20 protein-coding genes are annotated in these 23,200 nt (G+C 41.0%); 6 read left to right on the forward strand and 14 right to left on the reverse strand.

Annotated elements, in window-relative coordinates; all coding sequences use genetic code 11:
* Positions 1–90: 90 nt before the first annotated feature.
* The gene (locus KSMBR1_RS23855; protein WP_420886538.1) at positions 91–204 is read right to left on the reverse strand and encodes a type II toxin-antitoxin system HicB family antitoxin; all 114 of its coding nucleotides are present in this window, start codon (positions 202–204) and stop codon (positions 91–93) included.
* A 338-nt stretch (positions 205–542) separates the two neighbouring features.
* On the opposite strand from KSMBR1_RS23855, the gene KSMBR1_RS20230 reads away from it, so the two are divergent.
* Positions 543–2,198: an IS1634 family transposase gene (locus KSMBR1_RS20230; protein ID WP_420886561.1), complete on the forward strand. Its 1,656-nt coding sequence runs from the start codon at positions 543–545 to the stop codon at positions 2,196–2,198.
* A 167-nt stretch (positions 2,199–2,365) separates the two neighbouring features.
* The gene (locus tag KSMBR1_RS21400; protein WP_157820776.1) at positions 2,366–2,536 is read left to right on the forward strand and encodes a hypothetical protein; all 171 of its coding nucleotides are present in this window, start codon (positions 2,366–2,368) and stop codon (positions 2,534–2,536) included.
* Here the strand turns inward: KSMBR1_RS21400 and KSMBR1_RS20235 are convergent, their stop codons facing one another.
* The 5 genes from KSMBR1_RS20235 to KSMBR1_RS20255 form a co-directional block, all read right to left on the reverse strand.
* On the reverse strand, positions 2,537–2,719 hold the full coding sequence (locus tag KSMBR1_RS20235) for a hypothetical protein (protein ID WP_099326879.1): 183 nt from the start codon (positions 2,717–2,719) through the stop codon (positions 2,537–2,539).
* Positions 2,716–3,240 carry an ATPase gene (locus KSMBR1_RS20240; protein ID WP_099326880.1) on the reverse strand — a complete coding sequence of 175 codons (525 nt, stop codon included), beginning with the start codon at positions 3,238–3,240 and terminating at the stop codon, positions 2,716–2,718. Before KSMBR1_RS20240 ends, KSMBR1_RS20235 begins: the two co-directional genes overlap by 4 nt.
* 426 nt (positions 3,241–3,666) lie before the next feature.
* A complete protein-coding gene (locus KSMBR1_RS20245; RefSeq protein ID WP_099326881.1) occupies positions 3,667–4,605 on the reverse strand; it encodes an ISAzo13 family transposase in 939 nt (312 codons plus the stop codon).
* Positions 4,599–5,360 carry a hypothetical protein gene (locus tag KSMBR1_RS20250; protein WP_099326882.1) on the reverse strand — a complete coding sequence of 254 codons (762 nt, stop codon included), beginning with the start codon at positions 5,358–5,360 and terminating at the stop codon, positions 4,599–4,601. The genes KSMBR1_RS20245 and KSMBR1_RS20250 overlap by 7 nt, the downstream gene beginning before the upstream one ends.
* 1,301 nt (positions 5,361–6,661) lie before the next feature.
* On the reverse strand, positions 6,662–7,273 hold the full coding sequence (locus KSMBR1_RS20255) for a hypothetical protein (RefSeq protein ID WP_157820778.1): 612 nt from the start codon (positions 7,271–7,273) through the stop codon (positions 6,662–6,664).
* A 566-nt stretch (positions 7,274–7,839) separates the two neighbouring features.
* On the opposite strand from KSMBR1_RS20255, the gene KSMBR1_RS20260 reads away from it, so the two are divergent.
* Both KSMBR1_RS20260 and KSMBR1_RS20265 read left to right on the forward strand, forming a co-directional pair.
* Positions 7,840–10,407, forward strand: coding sequence for an HsdM family class I SAM-dependent methyltransferase (locus KSMBR1_RS20260; protein WP_099326884.1), 2,568 nt, complete (start codon positions 7,840–7,842; stop codon positions 10,405–10,407).
* The gene (locus KSMBR1_RS20265; RefSeq protein WP_099326885.1) at positions 10,408–10,938 is read left to right on the forward strand and encodes a type II toxin-antitoxin system VapC family toxin; all 531 of its coding nucleotides are present in this window, start codon (positions 10,408–10,410) and stop codon (positions 10,936–10,938) included.
* 177 nt (positions 10,939–11,115) lie between these two features.
* On the opposite strand, the gene KSMBR1_RS20270 is transcribed toward KSMBR1_RS20265, so the two are convergent.
* Positions 11,116–12,672: a hypothetical protein gene (locus KSMBR1_RS20270; protein WP_099323647.1), complete on the reverse strand. Its 1,557-nt coding sequence runs from the start codon at positions 12,670–12,672 to the stop codon at positions 11,116–11,118.
* Between the two features lie 302 nt (positions 12,673–12,974).
* Here KSMBR1_RS20270 and KSMBR1_RS20275 point away from each other — a divergent pair, with 302 nt between their 5' ends.
* On the forward strand, positions 12,975–14,711 hold the full coding sequence (locus tag KSMBR1_RS20275; protein ID WP_099323573.1) for an IS1634 family transposase: 1,737 nt from the start codon (positions 12,975–12,977) through the stop codon (positions 14,709–14,711).
* 223 nt (positions 14,712–14,934) lie between these two features.
* Here KSMBR1_RS20275 and KSMBR1_RS20285 read toward each other — a convergent pair whose 3' ends face one another.
* The 6 genes from KSMBR1_RS20285 to KSMBR1_RS20310 form a co-directional block, all read right to left on the reverse strand.
* Entirely contained in the window at positions 14,935–15,348 is a 414-nt protein-coding gene (locus KSMBR1_RS20285; RefSeq protein WP_157820779.1) for a restriction endonuclease subunit S, read from the reverse strand.
* Between the two features lie 323 nt (positions 15,349–15,671).
* Positions 15,672–16,496: a restriction endonuclease subunit S gene (locus KSMBR1_RS20290; protein WP_099326888.1), complete on the reverse strand. Its 825-nt coding sequence runs from the start codon at positions 16,494–16,496 to the stop codon at positions 15,672–15,674.
* Complete coding sequence (locus KSMBR1_RS20295) at positions 16,489–17,517, reverse strand: virulence RhuM family protein (protein ID WP_099326889.1); 1,029 nt, start codon at positions 17,515–17,517, stop codon at positions 16,489–16,491. Before KSMBR1_RS20295 ends, KSMBR1_RS20290 begins: the two co-directional genes overlap by 8 nt.
* Positions 17,510–18,118: an N-6 DNA methylase gene (locus KSMBR1_RS22570; protein WP_230405648.1), complete on the reverse strand. Its 609-nt coding sequence runs from the start codon at positions 18,116–18,118 to the stop codon at positions 17,510–17,512. The genes KSMBR1_RS20295 and KSMBR1_RS22570 overlap by 8 nt, the downstream gene beginning before the upstream one ends.
* A 146-nt stretch (positions 18,119–18,264) precedes the next feature.
* A complete protein-coding gene (locus tag KSMBR1_RS20305) occupies positions 18,265–19,281 on the reverse strand; it encodes a cytochrome c3 family protein (protein ID WP_099326890.1) in 1,017 nt (338 codons plus the stop codon).
* 20 nt (positions 19,282–19,301) lie between these two features.
* Positions 19,302–20,696 carry a hypothetical protein gene (locus tag KSMBR1_RS20310; protein WP_157820781.1) on the reverse strand — a complete coding sequence of 465 codons (1,395 nt, stop codon included), beginning with the start codon at positions 20,694–20,696 and terminating at the stop codon, positions 19,302–19,304.
* 732 nt (positions 20,697–21,428) lie between these two features.
* On the opposite strand from KSMBR1_RS20310, the gene KSMBR1_RS20315 reads away from it, so the two are divergent.
* A complete protein-coding gene (locus KSMBR1_RS20315) occupies positions 21,429–22,274 on the forward strand; it encodes an MBL fold metallo-hydrolase (protein WP_099326892.1) in 846 nt (281 codons plus the stop codon).
* Between the two features lie 40 nt (positions 22,275–22,314).
* Here the strand turns inward: KSMBR1_RS20315 and pssA are convergent, their stop codons facing one another.
* Positions 22,315–23,043 carry a CDP-diacylglycerol--serine O-phosphatidyltransferase gene (gene pssA / locus KSMBR1_RS20320; RefSeq protein ID WP_157820782.1) on the reverse strand — a complete coding sequence of 243 codons (729 nt, stop codon included), beginning with the start codon at positions 23,041–23,043 and terminating at the stop codon, positions 22,315–22,317.
* Between the last annotated feature and the right edge of the window lie 157 nt (positions 23,044–23,200).

The following is a 23,200-nucleotide window of genomic DNA, read 5'->3' on the forward strand; positions in this document are numbered from 1 at the left end:
CAACCATTATCAGTCAAGTATATTGTCGGATAATAACAATATATTAGTGACTACATATTTATTAAAAATACAGCCTTAACAAACTATGTATTAAGCACTTATGCGTTTTGGCAGGGGTGAACATCCGATACAACCGGGAAGTGAAGGAACGATTGCCGTAAATCCCCCTTCATCACTTGGTTCTAAAATTACTTGAATTTTCATTTTTTTATCCCCCCCCAAATGTTTTTTAAATTAACCACGCATATTTCGTCCCATTATCACATTTGGATTGGCAAAAATCATCAATTCCTATCTTTTGCTTCGACGATATTAATTTCCTCATATGTCAATCCATACAGTCTGTAAACAATTTCATCTATCAACTTATCTATCGCCTTACTTCTTGTTTTTAACGGATGTTCACCCCTGCCAAAACGCATAAGTGCTTAATATATAGTTTGTTAAGGCTGTATTTTTAATAAATATGTAGTCACTAATATATTGTTATTATACGACAATATACTTGACGGATAATGGTTGTTATCTGTACAATGGTGGACATGCATATTGTAGAGAACAAGTCAAAATCCGGTAAAAAAATCTATCGATCTACCCTTCTGCGGGAATCGTACCGTGAGGATGGGAAGGTCAAGAAACGCACCATTGCGAATCTGTCGAATTGCACTCCCCTGGAGATTGAAGCGATAAGACTTGCACTCGCACATAAAGACGATCTCTGTGCATTGGGCGCATTGTCAGAATCGGTGAAACTCCATGAGGGTTTGTCTGTGGGAGCAGCGTGGAGCGTGTACCAAGTGGCAAAGGAATTAGGGATAGAAGAGGCATTGGGAAAGGACTTTGAAGGAAAGCTGGCGCTTTGGCAAGTAATGGCAAGGGTAATAGGCCGGGGGTCAAGACTGTCTGCAGTAAGGCTGGCGCAGATACATGCTGCGGGTGACGTCCTGGATATGAAGCGTGGGTTTGACGAGAACAATCTGTACGATAATTTGTCATGGTTGTCAGAGAATCAGGCAAAGATAGAGCGAAAGCTGTTTGAGTTAAGACGAGGAGGCAATAAGCCGAAGTTGTTTTTGTATGACGTGACGAGCAGTTATTTAGAGGGGAAGTCGAATCATTTTGGTGAGTACGGGTATAATCGTGACGGCAAAAAGAGGAAAAAACAGATAGTGATCGGTATGCTTTGTGATGAATCCGGGGAGCCGGTATCAACAGAAGTATTTAGGGGCAACACCCAGGATCCGAAGACCTTTGAATCTCAGGTAAAGAAGGTATTAGAGCGGTTTGGATGTAAAGATGTAACGATTGTAGGAGATCGTGGGATGATCAAGACGGTGCAAATCGAAAGTTTACCGGAAGGGTTTCATTACATAACGGCGATAACTAAGCCGCAGATAGAGTCGTTGATAAATAAAGGGATACTGCAATTAGGATTGTTCGAAGAAAAGCTCTGCGAGATAAAGGATGATGAGGTTCGATATATTCTGAGGCGCAATCCGGTAAGGGCGGAAGAGATGTCAAAGACCCGTGTATCAAAATTACAGAGTATAGAGAAATACATCGTGAAGAAGAACAGTTATCTGAAGGAACATCCTAAGTCGTCAGTATCGAAGGCCCTGGAAACAACAAGGGAAAGGCTAACGAGATTGAAACTTGATGGGTGGGTGCAGATAAAAGAAGAGGATAGGACGCTAAAGATAGAGAGAGCTGAGGAAGCATTAAAGGAGGCATCATACCTTGATGGTTGTTACGCAATCAAGACTGATCTTGAGGAGAACGAGGCGGATACCAATCTGGTACATGAACGATACAAGGATTTAACGGAAGTGGAGAAGGCGTTTCGGGACTGTAAGACGGTGAATTTGGAGGTTCGTCCGGTGTATGTAAGAAAGGAGGATAGTACACGGGGACATGTGTTTGTGGTAATGCTTGCGTACATGATAATTCGAAGGCTGCGCAGAGCGTGGAAGAATTTTGACTTGACGGTAGAGGAAGGTCTCGCACAATTGACGACCATTTGTTCGATGGAAGTAACAATCAAAGGCCAAAAAGCTAGTTGCCAGAAGATCCCGCGTCCGCGGCAACAATCACATGAATTATTAGAGGCATTACAGATAAAGTTGCCAGAAGTATTGCCAAGCCGGAACATACGGGTAGTCACTAGAAAAAAGCTTGCTGTTCGGCGTAAAAGTCAATAAATATAAGGCTTTTACGGCACTTTTGTTTTTTGACTTGGGGTGAACATCCGTTTTAATGGTTCGAGGATTGATATGTTTTTTGTGCAATGATTTTTAAGCAGTTCCTGGGTCTTTCGATCTGATGGGCCTGTAGATACCTTGTTTCTATTCTTCTTGAGATGTTCGAGGTGTCAATTAGAGGTTGGGCGAAGCACACCCAACAAAAAAAGGCATTGATGGATTCTATCCGCTTAACCCATCCTTACCACCCGGCTCAGCACGGCGTGCTTGTGTTCGCGTATGAGGTATTCGATGATATATCGTTGGAACTTCTTTCCCGGTCGTTCAAACATGATTGATCAGTTTTCCTGTCTATCCTCATCCTGTTCAACAAATATTTTAACTACGCGTCCGTTTTCGTAATAAACCAGTGGAGTATGCGTCTGTTTGGCTATTTCCCTTGCTCTTTTTGCCGCTCTTAGCAATGCAGCTTCTACATTCTCAAGGTCTTTGTCATGAATCTGTCTCTTTTTTCCATTCATCTCTTTTCTCCTTCTTCAAGCAGTTTTGGCGTTCTGCCTGAGTTGTCGTAAAGAATCCAGGTATCTACCAACTGCTTGTAAATGTGGTAAAAATTAAACCATCCCTTTCCAAACCGTCGTCTGATAATCTCTTCAGGCACATTATGGCCACCCTGCAAAACCCTCCCTTTTACCCGTTCAATGGCAATCTTTACATCATGAAGACTCAGAAATATCAACTTTACCGTGTATCCCCTCTTTTGCCATTCGGGTATCATTTGTGCATATATTTTACCGCTAAGTGTTGTTTCAAAGGCAAAGCCATCATTACGAAGCAGGTGCGTTTTAATTTCTTCATACATCAGCCTGCCCGCACGGAAAGCTGCATGTTCAGGGAAAAAAGGAGAAAGCCCTGCAGCTATCAAATCAGCATTAACAAAGATGGGACAGCCCGCCTCATTCGGCAGAAACTCTTTGGCAAACGTGGTCTTTCCTGCCCCGTTAGGTCCGGCAATGATAACGATATTCTTTTTTTTTACCATGTTGATCCTTTAAACCATTTTCGGTAATCCGTCGCTTTCCCGTTACACATTTGTGGATGATCGATTTACGATATTGTGCAAGTGTAGGGATTTTATTGCGGAAATTCTGGCGGAAATTCTGAGGACACCATACGTAATATTAGGAATCTTCACTTTTCTTTTGTGGTACCAGGCTTCTGCCGGCGTAGTATGCTCCTGGGACTACCACACGAGCGATCCTAGCTAGCGGGGAATCTTAACCGTTTTTCAACACTGAGTCAATAATTAAGTACGGTGTCCCCTGAATTAAATGATTTTCAAGCAGTTCCTGAGTCTTTCGATCTGATGGGTCTGTAGATACCTTGTTTCTATTCTTCTTGAGAAGTTCAGAGTTGATCAAAGATTAAGTAAGGCACTGTCCAAAAATAATTTGGTATTTTTATTAATTTAGTTAAGTGAAATTGTATAATTCCAATCTGGCAAGACACTGTGTTTGTTTATGTTTATTTCTTTCATTTGGTCATCAGTGATTTTGATTCCTTTTTGGTATTCTTTCTCGTTAAGAATGGTTTGTACGAGAAGACCCGCTGTTGTTGTAGTGCCAGCAATTAAACTTAGCATAACATCATAAGACCTCAAAGGATTCCCCTCCCAATTTTTACTGATAAAACTAAACAGACGATGTTCTACCGGATTCCATTTTGATGCTCCTGAGGGATAGTGGCAAATCCTGATGGAGAGTCCGTAAACTTTACAAATATTTTGATAAAGCGCATATTTCCACAACCGGGGACGAAATCCGTTGCTCCCTCCTGCGTCACAAAGAATAAGGAGTTCTTTTGCGCATGGATACCTCTTCCAACCAAATTCATCCAGCCAAATCTTAATTGACTCGACTGCAAATTCCGGTGTGTCATAGGACGTACCAACAATAACTGTCCCTAAATTAGTCAGCAATTCATAGATACCAAACGGACATCCAACACCAATTGCCTGAGAACGAAAATCATGGGCCAAAACTTCATTTACTATTTTTGTCCACGCCTTGCCCTCATTTCTGAAATTACCTATCAATTCCTTTTTCTTACTGTCAACACTGATTATTGGCTGACCAGAATCTTCAAAATACTTTTTTGTCTCATTAATAATTTCAAACTGTCTATTACGGTCCGGATGACGTGTCTCTGCTATCGTTTTGCGATTTACTCTCAGAGAATAATCCATGTCCTTAAGAAGCCTGCTAACTGTTGTTGCACATACGCTTACACCTCTATCACCGCATTCTTTTTTTAGAGTACGTGTGCTTCTTCTCGTCCATATTTTTCCTTTACCCATTGGGTCTCCTGCAGTATCGCCCTCCATCAATTCTTCAAGAAGTTTTACCACATCAGTTTTTTTTTAATCGAAGAACGACCTGCACCGACCTTACGTATCCGTCCCGGTGTAATGTTCTTACTCGAAAGTTCCCGACGCCCCTTGTCAATTGTTTTTACATTTATGCCGGTTAGCTGTGAAAGTCTTAAATCGCCGCCATGTCCCAGTTTCATTGATTCTAAACCAAGATAAAGCCGTTTCTGCCTTTCATCAAGTATGGAAAGAAATGTCTGCAGGCAATCCGTAACCACTTCACTCCCAAAGCCGGGAATTAATACCTTTTCTTCCTTACAAGCACACAACATGATTGACTGTTTACGTCTGGCGAGTTGATCCGTACCTAACACCTTGGAGATATACAAATATTCTCCGGCAATCTGCTCGCGCAAGACCCTTCCAGATACCACTAATTGAGTCAGTGCATTAAAGACTCGCACATGTACCAGCGTTTGAAGCTCCGAGGCAAAATAACCTTCCTGGGATTTATTAATGATGGCCTCGAGAGTATCTACAAGACTTCCTTGTTGAGAAAAATATATTTGATTGAAACTCCAAATGCCATATTTATTATAGCTTGCAAGTGTATCCAGTGTATGGTATTTGCCCGCATGGGAATAACTCGCACGATGTCCGAGCGATTTTAGCTTCCTGAAAACCGTTGCTTTTGAAGTCGTTCCCAAAGCTTCTTTGATACTGTCCAGAGTTAAAACGACATCCCTGCTGAATAGTCCCAAGAGCTTGCGATGAGAATACTTAGCTAAACGCATAATGATATCATTAGGATTAATACGCCGGATAAAATACCACTTAATCCTAATGTTATCATAATGGCTGGAGGGTGTCAATGCCTATATTTACTAGTTGTAACGGCTATTACCGTGACATACACAAAGACACTACAACGATACTATTGGTACTATACAATACCATGTTATTTGTGGTCGCTCCCTAAGTTAGTGAAGCCTGTCCTGAGTTTATCGAGGGGTGAAGCAGACCCATCAATCACATTTTCATTTATTTTGATGGGTTCGCGCCAATTAACCCATCCTTGATTGAGTTAATAATTAAGCATGGTGTCCCTTAATATCCTTATTAATAGATTGCCAATTGAAAAATGAAGGTCCCTGCTGACTCAAGAATTGTGTAGGGTCAAGGAATGGCGAGTTGCATTAGGTATCCCCTTGGCTGTTGCTGCCGTTTCCAGCTTTGTGCCCGTTTAGGTTCTCCATAGCACTTTTCCATCCCCTGCCACATCAAACCGTACGTGAGGCTTCGTCGTGAGCTCAGCCGAACGGTTTTCCCTCATACGGCTTCCCTGCTCCCTTCTCAGCAAGGCATTATACACCTATCGATATGGAGCAGCTTTCGGGTAGATATATCCCCTTACTCCACCGCTTCCAGCCGAAACCACTCAGTGCTTGTCAGTCTTCGCCTTGATGTATATCTTCCTCCTCAGTTCCTGCAGACTTATAGAAGCATTTGTCATTCTTCCCTGCCTCACCGCTAAAGAAAGATTTAGAATACAGCAGATCCCCTTCGCTCCGGCAAGGTTATGCTGTCCTTGCCATCTCCACTACTACGGGCTCATCCGCCACCCTCTTGCCTGTCAGTCTACTTCGCCCTTCGACTTATAAGGCTTACATTCGCTCCTGATATTTCTATCAGGGACAAGGAGGGTTTCCCCAGTTGATACTGCTCCCTTCTATCCGTGTCGCCGCTGATACCCCGCCACCGTTCTTTTACCTATTAGCCAGTTTAGGTGCGTGAATTCCGCCTTCGCCTACTATTGACAGGCTCGGCCAGTGGTTCCTGACTTTCACGAGGCTACCTCTACGTTCACGTACGTTACAACCCGGATATTCGCTCGCCGGCCTTACGCCGACTTTGTAGATGGGCTTCAGAAGGCAACGTTTCCATCACCCCCTGCCATCCAAGCTACATGGCTCCGGCTTTTACCACAACGGGACTTTCACCCGTTAGAAAACAGTACCCTTCCCTGGGCACGCCAATAGATTAGGTTTTACCCCAAATGTCTGATTTCATAACCCCATATATTCACTGCATCGAATTATACATTTTCTAAATTTTTTAATGCATCTTCTATTGAAACTTTTGCACTCTCTGCGTGTTTTTTAATTTCTTCGTAATAGGTATCCGCCTTACCTGTGCCTGAGTTTGAAAGTGCAAATTGTGCCTGACTATTTACCTTGTTTATATTTACATACGCCAGACAAATGGCATCAAACTTAGTTTTATCAATCTTAACTATTTCATATTTAAAACTATCCCACAAACTATTAGATAGTTGAATATAGAAAATACTACGATTGTCACCAGAAGTAATCTTTACTTCCTTTGTATCCTCACAATAAGCATCTAATATGGATTTATTCTCTTTTAATTCTGTTTTTATTGCAGATATACTATTTTGAAATGTTTTTTCTTGTTCAGCTTTACTCTCTAATTTGATGGAATAATAAATAGCTACCAATGTAATGCCACCGCCAATTAAAGCACTAATAATTGGTATTATGATGTTTTTAGACCAGTTCCATAAATCATATTTACCTGAGTATATATATGAAAGATATGATAAAAAACCTAAAATTAAAAGCGCGAAAATGGAAATTATTATGCATACTTTAGGTATATTTTTCATAATATGAACGGCTTGTGCCATGGCCTCCAGAGAGTTTCTTTTATAGTTTTTAAACATTGCGTAGACGACAAGGAGAAACATTGCAAATTGTTTTTTAGTAAAACATGATGCAAAATGTTCAAGAAATTTATTTAATAACGATATGTTTGTTCTGAAAATACTCAAATCCTTTGCTCCGGCAATTGATTGTGTAAGAAATTTACAAGTGCAATTAATACCGGAAGTAAAGGCTAAAATCAAAAGTAAATATTTGTCGCAAAGCATTGATAAGTCATAAGTTGTGGCCGACTCTACTTACAACTCAGAAATATTTTTCCAGACGTATTCTTTAACAAAGTAATGTTATTAACTTTCCTTGCAATCTGGCGGTTTGGATAACGCCTATATTGGCTGTAAAAACTTGAATATACGGCTAGAATGCCAGCTTTCCGGCAATCTGTAGGGGCGTATTGCAATACGCCCCCTGCTTTCAGTCGATTAAAATATACCCTTCCTGATTAAATATTTCAAGCCTTCCCTTATTTTTCTTGACAGCCTATCTCATGAGTGAAATAATCACTTACCCCACCAAACTAAGATAATTATTTATGGAGGATAAAGCACATAATAATGAACTTTTTAACGAAAATCTTTCATGTAATCACAATATTATGACAAATAAGATTATAGGGCAGGTAGAAAATGCCTTTATAAAAATAGGCTATAGCAAAAATCTGATACAGAAGGATTATAAATACGTTGATTTATTTTCCTCATGTACGCCTATTCGTACGGTAAATTATGCGCTATTTGGCCAGGAACCTTTTGATTACCGTTCTGCCTGCTTTGGTATCCAAATAGCAGCACCCAATCGTTCTACAGATGATGTAGCAAATGAATTAAAATCGCTTGGAGCGCCTCAGATTTTTATCATTAACAACGGCAAAACTGAACGATGGGCTATAACGGAAAGTGAACCTCTTCTTAAAGATAAGTATGAAACTGCCTGCCTGCCTAATGTCATTGCACAAAACTTGAGAGACTGGGAACCCCAAGCTATCATACGGGCAAAATCGGGATTTGCCCGACCGGGGCCCCGTCAGTTAGATTTTGTTGATATCGGATTACTTCCTGCCATAGACTACAAAGCTTCTCAAAAAATAGACCACTTGCTTCGGGCTGTACTTAATTATGCTGAAGAAGACTTTCATGAACGAGATTTACTATTTGATGCACCTGCGGTTTTTCAAGTTGTCTTTAGTCTTTTGGCTGCAAAAGTACTCAAAGATCGCAATATCTGCAATGCGAAAGGGATTGATTTTTCTATTCCACAAACGGCATTGCAGGCAATATATGAACATTACGGTTTTTCTTTAACTACACCGGCTTCAAAAATTCCAGAACTAACTCTTGAGTCAATATCACAAAAAATTGGGAAGATTTTCCCGCTGAATAATATATCAGTAGATACTCTTACATACATTTATGAAAATACATTTGTCTCTCAAAAAAGCCGTCAAGAACTTGGAATTCATAGTACCCCATCTTATGTTGCTGATTACATTCTTTCGCAAATTCCGATAGAGGATTTACAAAGAGAACAGTGGCACGTCACAGATCCTATGTGTGGGCATGGTATTTTTCTTATTGCAGCAATGAGAAGAATGAAAAGCCTATTGCCAGGAGATTGGGACAGTAAACAACGGCATACATTTTTCATTAAACATTTACATGGAATAGAGATTGACCCATTTTCCGTTGAAGTAGCCCGTATGTGCCTCATGTTAGCTGATTTTCCCGAATCAAATAGCTGGGATTTACAAAGACAAGATATATTTGCCGATAATATCCTCGAAAATAGTATGGCGAAAACTATGATACTTGTAGGCAACCCACCTTTTGAAAACATCAAGGGCAAAAGACCTGAAACCCCAAAACCAGCTGAGCTTTTACACAGAACGCTTCCGATTTTACCAAACAATGCATTAATTGGTTTGGTTTTACCACGTAGTTTTTTAGATGGTTCTGACTATAAAAACGAACGAACTGCCTTGCTCAGTAACTTTAAAATAATTTCCGTTACGTGTCTTCCTGACCGTGTCTTTTTATATTCTGATATGGAAACTACAGTTATTGTTGCCAGAAAACAGCAGGCACGAAAAAACTGGAATATGTTGTATAGAGAAGTTAGGGACAGCGAACGAGATGACTTTCAGATTCGACATGGTGTTACATGGGAAGACAATGTTCCACAATCTTACCTCAAAGACAAAATGCAAGGGCGTCTTGTTGTGCCATTGTTGCGTGAAATTTGGGAACGATTAGAAGGATATACACGTTTTGGTGAAATAGTTGATATAAGCATAGGCGTTCAATATAAACCAAATTTAGGAAAAGAAAGGTTATGTGAAATAATCCGTGATGTGCCTTTTCCTGGTTCAAAACCAGGCATTTCAAAAGTCACAAAAGGATTCATGCAATTCATTGCTGAAGATACAGTTTATATGTCGACAGACAAACAATATCGAAGATTTGAAACATCTACAGCTTGGGAACTACCGTGGGACAAACCAAAGGTTATAGTTCCTGCTTCGCGCATGTCCAGGGGACCGTGGCGATATGCAGCCGCATTAGACAAAAACGGTTGCATTGTAAGCCGAAGATTTTATAGCATTTGGCCAAAATCTAAAACCTTTGATGTTGCTATGTTAGCGACATTGCTGAATTCTCCAATTGCAGTAGCATTCATTTATGCCCATAGCTTTCAAAAGGATATTCCAAAAAGAGTATACACCGATATACCTATTCCCGAAATATCCATTGATACTAAACAAATTATTGATTATCTCGTGAATCATTATTTAAAAGTGTTAAGGAAAGATGAGACAGAAGCCAAGAAAACATTACTTCAGATAGACGCTGAGATACTAAAACTATATAAACTTCCTCCACGATTGGAACGTCAACTTTTAGATATTTTTTGGGGTCACCAACGCCCTGTACCCTTTGAATTTAAAGGCTACATCTCCCCAGAAATCAATGCATGGATTCCTCTTCATATTTACATATCAGAGCAATTTAATAATGCAACACCTGATAAAATTATGGAAAGAATTCCACTTATCCGTGATACTGAGTTTATAAATTATCTTAAAAAACTGGGAACAGAAGAATAAGTGAAACAGGATTACTATCTTCTTGATACAAATATTCTTGGATATCTTGCTGAATTAAAAGTAGGCGGAAATAGTCCTGAATGCAAAGCCTTAGAAAAACATTGGAATGGATTACCGCAACCACATAATACAAGAATTTTTTTATGTCCCATAACCATTGGCGAGGTCGAATATGGGCTTCGTGTCAGGTCTTATAATAGACCGGAACAGCATGAGCAAGCGCGTCAAATATTATCTTCATTTCCTGCTTTTGACATAAATATCAATATAGCACGTGACTGCTATGCCGACCTGCGTGCAAAACTCTTCGATAAATATGCCCCAAGAGATCGAAAAGGAAAAAGTTGTAAAAAGAGGATAAGAGAATGGCGTGATCCTACTACTGATAAGGAATTGCAAATGGATGAGAATGATCTTTGGATTGCTGCTGTAGCAATGGCGCACAATCTTGTGCTTGTGACCCACGATAAAATGAATGCAATAAAAAGCATAACAAGTTCGGATTTACGATTTGAAGATTGGCTAACGTAACGGTTATTGAAAGATTATCCTCCCTCTCCCAGAAATGCCTTATACAGTAAGGCAGGTGTGAATGCTGCTAATTCTGACTCTGTCTCATCCAGTAATCTTCTGCGTTTTTCTGCTTTTAATTTGCCAATAGCGCTATATACTACTATCCATCAATTTCTTGTTTTTTATGCGTGTTTTTCATGCCGCCATTTCCGTAAGTGCTTTAATATCAAGGGCTGAAGCGGTCATCAGTGAACAAGAGAACTTCTGGCCTTTCTCCGTCAAAACATAGCGGTTGGCCCTCGGAACTTTGCGGATTAGACCGTGTGCCCGCAGCATCTTTATCCGTCGGGTCGTTCGTCCGGAATATTTCTTTTGCTGATCCTTGCCGGATTGTTCGGATTCCCGGTAAAGCCACTTACGCAAATCATGGTTGCGGAATCCATTTATCGCGTTTTCGCCTTTGGACAGGAACATCAGCATCTGGTAATCATCCTGCTGCCAGGGATTCAAACCTCGATACCTCTTGCCCTCTTTGACAACCTTGTTACAAGCGCTGCTCACCACTTCTTTCAGTTTCTCCTCTACCTGAGCCGCCGCCAAAGCATCCCCATAACGATCATTGCATTGTTGGCTCACCTCACACCGTCGATGAAGATCGCTTACGCCCTTACGCATCTTCTGCCATGACGCCGGTTTGCCTTCATCATCATTGGGACTCCGAAAGACCTTAAAGTCCCGCGTATTATTGATCGTTGTCTCAATACGCAAGAGACTACCGCTCTTGTTATACATCTTCACTGAATTATAATTCACACTGTGCTTGACCCGTATACCTTCATAGCGTCTTCGATAGTCGCTGATAACCTCATCAGGGGCAGCGCCTGCAAGGTTACGCCTACCCAAATACTTCATCACCGAAGAACTGTCGCAAACCCGCATCGCATGATGAACAAACGATGGAAACAACTCCTCCAATGCCTCAACCGATTTAAACATGATGTCCGTCGCCCACTCCGTCTCATCCGCAGACCAGTAATACTCCGGTTCCAACGGACGAAGAATCTGCGACAATGCCGGGCAACTGCCCAACGCAAGCCCGTTCAGCAGCTTCGCCCAGTCAGTCTTAAGCTGCTCATGGAGCAGAACCTGCGCAGCCGCAATATCCTCTATACGCACAAAACAGTTGCCGTCCTTAACATAATCAATACCTTGCTTCTGAAGTTGCCGCTCCAGCCAATGACGACCATTGAGACAAATGAAAATATTAAACGGCGCCCAACTCTGGATACGAACATGACCAAAACCAAACACTGGATCGTTAAAATAATGATACACAAAGACACACTTGCGGGGCGCCATTACCAACTCGAGCTTCTTGCTGGCCTTGTTGCCCTTGACCATCGGCGCAATACAAGGCTCTACCACACTCAACAGGCAGATGGAACCTTCCGTAATCCTCTTATCCGCCGCGATCTGGCGAGCCAACTTCTCCTTATCAACACCGCTGCTCATCAAATACCGCACCTCGATACCCAAATCTTTCGCCCGCGATTCACAACTGTCTCGCACCTGTGCCGTAAGCCCATTGACCCAACCGGAAAAATCCTTAAGCAGAATTCTCGCTTGGTTCATGAATGTTCCCATCCCACGCTCACTGGCCAACCACCGCAATGTCCCGCGAAAACGAATCCTGTCCAGACCGCTTATTGCACCCACGATCCTGTCTCGATATAATTCCATCAACTTATTCATAAGTAGTGTCCTCCAAATTGTCTGATTACTATTTACGAGGATACTACTATACTTTATAATAAACTAAAAATCACCTTTTTGGTTGCGGCCAAAGGCTGCGCTAGCGTGAGTTTATCACGAAATAAGGTGTAAGACAAAGACATCAAGTTGCAATCCAATGATTTGTATCGGGTTGCGACTTTTTTTGTCTAAAAAATTATGTATACACTGAATAATACTATATTTATATTGCATTATATGCCTGTATATACTATTATACACGGAGTATTAATCTATTACGTATACACTAACAACTAATAGCCATGGCTACCATTCAATCTAAAAACTCCAGAGGTTATAAATATTGGTATATTGTCGAATCGCGGCGCGTTAACGGCAAGCCCAGGCCCATCGTCCTGGCCTATCTTGGCAAGGCAGACGATTTATTAAAACAACTGCAAGGTCTTACCGAAAAATTACGGCTCAAATCTTATTCACATGGCGCGGTAGCCGCATTGCTAAGTGTGGCCAATGCCCTGGACGTCCCTTCCGTGATTAATAAATATATAAAGTCGCCACGGCAGTATTGTGCTAAAAAACCTGTTCGAAATAATCTGACCGCCGGAAGTACCCTCTTGTTGGGTGCCGTGGGGAGAGTGTGTGTGCCTACCAGCAAAAGAGGATGGTGGGATTGGGCAAAGACGACTACTGCCGAATACTTACTCAGACACAGCTTGAGTAAAATAGACAGTCAGCATTTCTGGGATTTGATGGATGCACTTCCTGAAGAATCCATTGCAGAAATCGAGCGCGAATTAATTGAAAAGACATTTAAAACATACAACCTTCAAAGCGACACACTGTTTTTTGATACAACCAATTTTTTCACGTATATCGACACAACTAATCTGCGATGCACTATTGCCCGGCGGGGGAAAAACAAACAAAAGCGATACGATCTCAGGCAGGTCGGGTTGGCGATGGTCGTTACACGTAACGACATGATACCGTTGTTTCACCATACCTATCAGGGGAACATGGCGGATGCAAAGGTGTTCAGCGCGGTTCTTGAGACGATAAAAGACAGGATGACCGGATTAGGTTTCGACAGCAAAAAGCACACTATTGTTTTTGATCGTGGAAACAATTCCATGGACAATATGGCTATTGTAGAGAGATTGGCATTGCATTACGTTGGAGCGCTTACACCGTATCATCACAAGCAGTTGGTAGGGGATGCCATGTGTAATTTCAGGGAATATGACGTTGACGGCAGTAAGATACAGGTGTACCATGACAAACGGGTTATTTGGGGGCAGGAAAGAACCGTTGTCGTATTTATTTCCGAGAAATTAAAGGTTGGGCAATTAAGGGGAATGTCTCAGTCTCTGGAAAAGGCAGAACATCAGTTAAAGCTCTTACAGCAGCATCTGTGTAATCCAAAGGGAAAGATGCGGGACAAAGAGGGTCTGGAGGATACGATAAGAAGTGTAGTGAAATGTCAATTTGCGAAGGATGTTATCGATTGGTCGTTAAAAGAGGTATCTGAAGGCAAGTTTCAATTGAATTTTTCAATCGACCAGAAAAAGCTCGAAGAAATAGAAGGGGAACTGGGGTTCAGGATTCTTATGACAGACCATCACGATTGGGATACCGCGGACATTATAAAAGCCTACTATGGGCAATCAAAAATTGAACATGCCTTTAGAAATCTCAAGAACCCCTATCACCTTGCTTTAAAACCGCAATTTCACTGGACGGATCAGAAAATCAGGGTGCATTTTTTTATTTGCGTCCTCGGATACCTAATGGCGGCGATTGTGTGGTATCAGGCAAAAGCGCACGCACAATTTAGTGGAACGTTAGATACCCTGTTAGACACCCTTAATAATATAAGGCTTTCTGCTATGCTTGAAGAAACAAAGGCCAGAGGGAGAGTTAAGGCTACCTACAAATTGGAAGAAATGTCCGACAAGGAATCTCTGTTGATGAATGCGTTAGGCATTATGGATTTCCACAAACATCGGCTGAAACTTCAAGGACTCAGTGTATACAATTGATGTTGTGCTTAACGCATTGACTGTATTTATGTTACGTTGCTTCATGCCTTATTTTGTGATAAACTCACGCTAGGCATTTCATGGTTAAATTGCCAATATAAAACACGGGGTTCAAGTTGCAAACTTGAACCCGATTGAAGATCGACAATTAAGTATGATGTCCCCTGAATATAACACTTAAAATCAAGAATCTTCTGAATCTTAGGCAGATTCCCAAAATAATTCATCCTTTCGCAAACGCCTCCCGTAAAACCGACTGCATCAGCATTTCGGACTGTTCTTTGCGTTCGGATACTTGTTTTTCTAATTCACCAATCATGGCCATGAGTTTATCCACACGTTCAACAATGGCTTGTTGTTCAGCAAGTGGCGATAGAGAAACTATCAAATTTGAAAGAGATGTGCCATTAACATTTGGCTGTCCCGCGCCCCATGCCGCATCATACAACTGCTCCCAATATTCAGGACTTTCAAGAAAATACTTTAGATACTCAGGGAAAATATTTTTTGAAGGAATAACCCTAATCAAATACGAAGCAAACAAAGACCTGACAGGGATATCTTTGATAAGAAATGATTTCCCAATTGTGCCGCCTGTTCTCGCGATAACAATATCGTTTTCTGATAATATAGTCAAATAAATCTATTTTTCTAAAAACATTACAGGTAGGGGCGAAGCATTTGCCTGCATATAAGAGAGAGACGTAAAATGTTGTACATGCGCCAACTCCGCTATGTTGAAGGAGTTATACTGTACGCAGGCAAATGCTTCGCCCCCACTTTTCAAAAAGCCAGATTACCGCTAAGTTTCTAAAACCAGATTTGTTTGACTATAGATAACTTTTTATGTCTCTTTCCGAATACGCACAACCCGGTACTCCGTCCCAATCAACTCTGTTGTTTTGAATATCCGTTATCCTTAAAAGCCTCACGTCCTTCTTCTCCGGTCTTGCGGAAGCATTAAATCCATAGTGAACATTTAAGCTTACATCCTTCAGCCGACACCCACACCCACCCCTCAGGCAGGTCAAACGGTTTTTCTTCTTCACTGATGGGCGGCAGTGCTTTTTTCTTCTTCATGCTCTTTGTGAGCTTTGTTAGACGCCCTTTTTCGACCTTAATCTTCTCAAGCAGTTTCGAGGCGTGATTCTCTCCGCTGATAAGATCGGGATGCTGTTTGCGCCATTTAGCCGTCAGCTTGCCTTCGATTGCTTCCTGTAATATTCTTCGGCGGAGTTGTTTGATGAGAGAGATTTGGTGGGCTGATTCTAAGTCTTGATCTGCTGAAAGTTCTGATATTGTTTTCAGTTTTTGGCAAATTCTACTTTGTGTCAGAATACCATATTGTGGAATTTTAAAATTTAAAAAATCCTTTTCTTTAAATCTTTTTCGGCTAACACTCGACATGCCACCACTAAGATTATTTATAGCTGTAATATTTTCGGGCAAAAGTATGCCACTAAGAAGGAATTCAGGAAGCAATTTACTCTCAACACAAGTAAAAAGTGGAAATTCATTTGATACCAGACAGCCATCAAATTCATCTGGAATAACTGCAAAAGAACTTTTCCATGCAAAAAGACGATTGTAGATAAAATCTCTCTGTTTAACTTCATATAGCTTAGTTGCTTTTATTTCATTTCCATATTTTTCCTCTCGCAGAAAAACACCTTTTCCATACCACTTTACTCCAAGAAGCCTGTATTTTGTATTTGGATCCAGTCTTTTCTCTCGTGAGACCTCTTTTAAAACGTCTCCAATCCTTACCATATTCCACTCACCCATCTTCCCGCCTCTTTTTCTTCTGGATGCGTTTAGTTGCTTTCTGCTCAATCGCTTTTGTCGCACGATCAAAATCAGAAATATAGTCTTTGTCTCGGTCTTTTTTGTACTTTTTAAATTCGCTTTCAGCCTTTTCAATTGCCTGCTCAGCGCTCACTTTACCGGCATGGGTAAGGAGTTCGTGTTCACTCAGTTTCAAAAACTGGTCAAGTTTCTCTATCCAGTCATTCATCTTCATCAGCCTGCCGTTGGTTGCCTGCAATTCTGCAAAGTCAAGATACAAAGACACGATAAGATTTAAGCGTTTTAACTCATCTTCATTGAGATAGTTTTTTGCAATCTTTATATCCTGTGCGGTAATGTAATTCCCTTTAAAATTGGTTAGACCCATAAGGGGTTTTGTGCTGTCTGCCCGCCTGTCGATAATCTCCGCCGCGGTGTGGCCATGAACAGCATAGTGCATCTTGTTTTGTACAGTAGCAAAAAATTCCGCAGTCAGTTTGTCATCTTTTCTATAATCAATGCTGGTGGCATAAATATCGGTTACTTTCTGATAAAAGTTTCGCTCGCTGCTACGAATATCGCGAATGCGCTGTAAAAGTTCCTGAAAATATCGCGCCTTTTCACCACCTTGTTTTAATCGTTCATCATCCAGAGCAAAACCTTTAATAATGTATTCTTTCAGCCGCTGTGTGGCCCAAATACGAAATTGTGTTCCTCGTCGCGACTTAACCCGGTATCCAACCGAAATAATGACATCAAGATTATAATGCTTCACAACATATTCTTTACCGTCTGTGCCAGTTCGTCGGAATTCCCGACATACTGATTTTTCATCAAGTTCCCCTTCATTAAAAACATTATGTATATGTTCAGTAATGGTTGACCGGCCTTTAGCAAAGAGTTCTGCCATCTGATCTTGTGTAAGCCAGACTGTTTCATCCTCCATTTTTACCTGAATCTTTGTCTGTCCGTCTTCGGTCTGATAAATAATAAGCTGGGATTTATTTTGTGCGTTATCCATTCTCCAACTCCTTTCTTAATTGTTGAAGAAGCTCGTCGCTTTTACGAAATGATTCATGTAGCATCGTTACCAGTTCCGCACTTGAATACACGTGTTTTTCCTCTAAAATATGCGGATTTTTAATGTCGAGGTTATAGTCATTCGCAGCAATCGTATCTATAGATACCTTCCATGCCTGCTCATTTTCTTTGTGTTTCTTCCACCACTTCTTAAGCCCATCAAACTCGCTTTTCTGAATCGGCTTCGTCTTGCTGTATGTCTTAATACCTTCGGGCAGTTTATGTTCCCAATACCAGATTTCTAGAGACTGAGCCCGCTCGTTTAACACCGAAACATCCACTCCGGCCACATATATTTTCTGCCTGGAGTCGGATACTATTTCACCGCCTTGTATGATTGCCGGTTGTGTGGGATATTCAGCCGTTATTTCTTCTTCAAAATCCACAGGCTGGCCGGTTTCAGGGTCAATGACATCCTGGTCTTCTTCGGGATGAATATCCTGATCCGTTAATTCTTTTTCGCCTTTAACCTCTCTGATCATGACGGGGTAGCCGTCAAAAGCGGGGTCAGCGAAAAGGTCTGTCACATTGCGGAAGTCCATAATGGCAAAATATGTCTTGCCATACTCTTCATTTATTAATAAGGGTTTCTAAAATAGCATCAAGCGTTTGTGCAAGATTCAGGAAACAATAACAATACCCCCCCTGTTTTATACGTTCGGAATAACGAACCATCAGATTTTACGCTTCATCTATGGCATGTGGTGCAGGCAATACCAAAAGCGCTAGGGTGTGGAGCTTCTCCCGCCCGGTTACGCGGATGGCACTCATTACAGTTTCCGGTAAATGGCGGGTGCGGAGAATCTATTGCGGATGGGTGTTCGGGATACGAATGGCATACGGTACATGAAACCATTGATATAGGAAAGTGGCAATTTGTGCAATGCCGGTTTCTTGTGTTTGCTCCACCCCATGATGCCGTATGGTTTAGCGGTTTCGTGTTGGAGTGACACCGTTCACAGAAGTCTTCCAGATGACAAACACTGCATTTCTTTCTCTCCCACGATGCAGCAAATCCATGTGTTTTTCTTCTCCATGCATTATTGTGGTTTTTTGGTTTTTGGTCCCTGTGGCAATCGACACACCAGTTGAGGTCAACATGACAGCGGTTGCAGTAGTCTTTGTTGTAATAGAATTCATTCCCATGCTTTTGTATCCATCGCGCATCTTCATGTTTTACCCATCTTTCTTCATGATACAGCGGCATACGATTCTTTTTTATGTGTTTGTGGCAAACATCACAGGCAATGTTTTCTTCACCTCTTTCCTTATGACAGGGGATACAGTTTTTAAACATGTCCGGAAGTAAATCTACGGTAATTGCATCACTCTTTTCGATACCCTCATGGCATGCCTTGCAGTCCACATTATTTTCCAAATGTGTCTTATGGCTGAATTTCAGGTCTTTATATTTTTTCGGAACATTGTGCTTTACCTTGATTTTCATCCCGGGTTTTGTATGACAGTAAAGACAGGATGCCGGATTAGTGGTGTCAAATTTCTTCATATGGCATGAAAGGCACTTTGCCATTTTTGGCCACTTTGGTTCCAAATCTTCTTTGTAATTGTGGCAGATATTGCAATCGCTGAGTCCTCTTTCAATGTGTTTGGCGTGGCTATAATGAATGCCGGACTCTTTACAGCCGCTCAAGAAGGCGAGCGAAGACAGCGCCACGATTAAAAACAGATAATATGGTTTTCTCATAGTATTTTGTTCTATATTTATTAAAAACTCATGCTGTACGAAAGCAATAACTGATGAAACATTTCAGGATCAGTATCGCTGTTTTCTGTCGTCCATCGGAAACTGACGTCTGATTTTTCCGTTAACAAATATTTGATTCTCAGAAAGTAGGTCCTTATATTGATCTTTTGCTCAATATCCCGTGTATACTCATTATCAAGGATTGTCTGCAGGGTATTGCTTCCGTCAAAATTGTATTTATACAAAGAATAACTAGTGCCGCATCCGAGGTCGAACTTGTTTATTTTTTTGTCAAATTCAATTCCAACATCTGCACTGTGGTCAACGCCCTTCGCATCCCAGTATTCAACCGTGAAAGTAATCCTGGAATCTTCAAGAAGAATATTATTTGCCGTAAGGGCGATAAAACTTCTGTAGTAATCGTGATTAAATGAGTTTTCATCATCGTTGTCGAGTACATTCCGGTAATCAAGCCCCCCGGAAATCCCGAATTTTTCCCCGAGCCCCTTATAGCCGGTGAGACTGAAGAGATCAAATGACTCAAAAGTGCCTAGTATCTGATAGAAAGGGGAAATATCATTGCTCTGTTCCGATAGCGAATGGAGGAACCGGTAATACGACAATTGCAGACTTGTATCCCAGTCTATTTTGTCCCATGACACTTTTGTGAGAATATCCTTGGGGAGATTGTTTAAGAGAACGTACCGACCGTAAAAATGCAGGTCTTCATAGAGCCTTTGCCATACGCTGAATCCTATTTCGTCATCATTGCTATGGTCATCATCAACAATACGAATATAATCTAACGAGGCGTGGGTATCGATAAAAGGCCGGAACGCAACGCCGCCTCCGGCAACCGTATCATCATCCGGGCTGCTGTACTGTGACGCCCTTAACCCGCCGAAAACGTGAGCTTCCACCGGGCCTACCTGCTGTTCGTATTTTGCGCCGTCAAATAAAATATTCTCAACGGAATACTGATATTGGCGGCCTAAGCGCAGTTGCGATTTTTCGAGGACAGGGTTTTTGATGTCGGCGTAAAAGTAATAGATGCGGCCGTTGACGCTTTTATTATATGTGTCAAGGATGTCCCTGAACGTGCCATCCCTTGGTTCATGCCCGTCTAAATCCTCGGATAATCTTCCGGAACCGGAAATAGAAACCTTGTTATTAAAAAAATCTTTCGTTTTAAAGCGCAGGCGCTGGTACATATCGTGGTCGTCGTCTCCGCCTGCCCAACGGCCTTCGTACTGGGAGCTGAAATTACCTGAAATAAAATTATTATAGGTAAAGCCGCTTTTCTCTGTCAGCCCCGTAATTAAATTACTATCGGTTACATTTGTTGTCTGGGCGTTAATTTGGGAAGAGAGCGATACTATCAATGCCAGTGCGGCGCCTGCTGCTTTTAAAAACAAGGGTTTAATCTGCTGATTTTTAAAAGGAGTTTTATTCGTATCTAATATGAAAAATGGATTGCAAGAGAGATGATTAATGAAGCAAAAGAGGCGCAATAAGCATCTCATTTGACTGGCGGTATTTTGTATTTTTATTAAAAACGTGTTTATAACTATTATGGGGAAGCGGATTTTCACTTGGAGTGACCAAATATTTTTTTTTATTTTCGGTAAGAGTTCGGTAAGAGCATGTTCTTTCCAATACGATAAAAATAAATCATGCATAATGCATTCAGCAGATATCAATTGCTATCTTTGCGATGTTTAGTACATTTACAGCAAAAGATACCTTTGTAATAAACGAAACGTTTGCTAAAGTTACATAATGCCGTTTCCGTTTTCAACAAAAATCTTGTTTTTGGTTTGTAGATAGTAAACATCTGTTCCTAAAGGAAATAGTATTGCGTTGGTGTTTTTAATACTATAATATCTTTTTTTAAAAACCTCTTCATTTGGTAATATTTTAGTTTTTTAAAAAAGTAGGGGCGAAGCATTTGCTGTAAATTGTCATAAATACCTTCATATCCAAACGGGCAAATGCTTCGCCCCTACACTGCGATTATTGGAATTTTTCAAAAAACTAAAGTGTTACTTTTTTGTAAGTTTTTCTGTAACTATTCAGCGTAAACATTACAGTTTGATACCAACATCTTCGGGAAACTCCTGTTTCTCAAAATAAAATAAGGCGCTGCAATGAAATTTGGCAAGTTTGAAATCTATCCTGTTTCCGATGGTTGCATTTATTTAGACGGCGGCGCTGTTTTTGGCGTAGTGCCAAAAGTCCTTTGGCAAAGAATTCTTCCACCGGACGAAAAAAACAGGGTGCAGTTGTCTTTGCAATGTCCGTTGGTTGTCGCAAAAAAATATAAAATACTGATCGATACCGGGACGGGTTCAAAACATAACGAAAAATTTTGTCAGATGTACAGGTTAGAAAAAAAGGCACCACTTTTGGAATCGTTGTGCAGGTTTGGTTATCAGCCCAAGGATATAGATATTGTCATCAATACACATCTTCACTTTGATCATGCGGGAGGGAATACTACCATCAATGAAAAGGAGGAAATTGTTCCTACATTCCCAAAAGCAACGTATTTTATTCAGAAAGGAGAGTTAGAGGTGGCCTTAAATCCAAATGAAAGGACAAAGGCTAGTTATGTTGCTGAAGACTTTTTGCCAATAGGCGGCACAAAATATCTCCACCTTGTTGACGAAGATGCCGTAGAAGTGGAAAGGGGTATTTCACTAGTAAAAACAGGCGGGCATACCCGGCATCATCAATGCGTCAAAATTGAATCTGAGGGACAAACAGCGTTCTTTCTGGCTGACCTGATACCCACTGCAGCCCATTTGAATTATCCGTATATTACAAGTTATGATTTGTTCCCGCTGGAAACACTGGAAAGCAAAAAAAAGATAATAAAGCAGGCCTTTGAAGAACATTGGCTTTTGATATTTCAGCACGATCCAAAAATACGAATGGGATATCTTAAAAAAGTGGATGAGAGATTTGAGATTGAAGAGGTCAAGGTCTATTGAATAGACCTTGACCTCTTAATTTTTATAATGGATTCTTTTGTTAAACCGGCTGAGCGCCCTTTATCTGTTTTCCTTTTACAATACCGTATGCCCCGCAAATAATTAAATAAAAGCTTAAAGCGGAAGATAGCGCCAACTCCGGCGTGATGATAAAGTAGACAATAGCGGCGGAAAACTCCAAAATAACTGCCTTAATCCCCTGTCTTTTCCCGATTTTGCAGGTAATGTTAAAAAAGGGGATTTTGCTTATCATTAAAACACCCAATGTGAAAACAATGAACGGTAAAAAATTCACGATAATGTCTGTTCCAAACCGTGTGTAGATAAAGTGATGGAGTATGCAAAGCTGTGCCACCGTTCCTCCTGCAAGCGTTGATGGCAAACCTGTGAAAAAGTGCCTGGGCAGTTGTATCGCCTCTTCTTTTTGTGCGTTAAACCTTGCCAGACGATACGCGGTGCACATCATGAAAAACAATCCAAAACCCCATGAAATAACGATAGGACTGTTATTGCACATTTTCGTCATAAGGACAGCCGGCGCAATACCAAACGCCACTAAATCTGCCATAGAATCTAATTGCGCCCCGGTTTTGCTCGCGGTATTCATCAAACGTGCAAGTTTCCCATCAAAACCGTCGAGAATCATGGCAACGATTATAAGCCATGCCGCTATTTCAAGCCTTTGATTTAAAACACACATTATCGACAGAAAACCGCACATAATATTGCCCATAGTTAATACTGTGGGTAAATATTGTTTTATCTTCAAATCAAATATCTCCTTTATTTACATTGTTTAAATCCGCATCCAGCCCGAAGGCTGGACGCTACTTTTTGAAATAATTTCGTTAAACTGTTACGATCAAATATGAATATTCGTTCGCGGTAATTGAGAAAAGCAGATTAATAATTTTCAGGCATTACCA

Origin of the sequence: Candidatus Kuenenia stuttgartiensis (genome assembly GCF_900232105.1) — a bacterium.
In the GTDB taxonomy this organism is placed as follows: domain Bacteria; phylum Planctomycetota; class Brocadiia; order Brocadiales; family Brocadiaceae; genus Kuenenia; species Kuenenia stuttgartiensis_A.